This is a genomic window from Luedemannella flava (assembly GCF_039528515.1).
Classification (GTDB): Bacteria; Actinomycetota; Actinomycetes; order Mycobacteriales; family Micromonosporaceae; genus Luedemannella; species Luedemannella flava.
Window position 1 is genome coordinate 1 of record NZ_BAAALT010000298.1, and the last position, 526, is coordinate 526.

The following is a 526-nucleotide window of genomic DNA, read 5'->3' on the forward strand; positions in this document are numbered from 1 at the left end:
CCGAGCAGCGCCCAGCCGGCCACCGCGAGGGCGGCCAGCCCACCGCCGACGAGGGGCAGCCGGGCCGCGACGGTCGGGAACAGCCGCGCCCGCAGCAGCAGCGCGGCACCGGCCACGGCGCCGAGAACACCGCCCACCGTGCCGGCGCCGGCGAGCGCCGCCCCGCACGTGACGACGAGCACCGAGATGCCCGACAGCATGCCGATGAGCAGCTCGTCGGCCCGGATCACGGCCGCCAGGATCTGCGGCCGGTCGGGTCGCTGTTCGGCGCCGAGCGTCTCGGGGGACGCGGACACGACGGGCAGCGGGAGCCGGCCCAGCCGCACGGCCAGCACCGGCGCGGCGCCGATCCCGGCGACGAGGGCCACGGTGAGGACGGCCGCCGCGCCGCCTCCCGACAACATCCCGGCGAGTACGGCCCCGAGCGTGCCGAACGCCCCGACGGTGACCCCCGCCGCGAAGACGCGCAGGCCGTGGCCCACCCCGCCGGCCGCGACGACGGACGCGAGCAGCAGCGCGGCCGCGC

General features: G+C 79.7%; 1 pseudogene. It reads right to left on the bottom strand.

Features of this window, described 5'->3' with window-relative positions:
• Positions 1 to 526: pseudogene (locus tag ABD211_RS32835) on the bottom strand (type VII secretion integral membrane protein EccD); the annotation flags it as partial.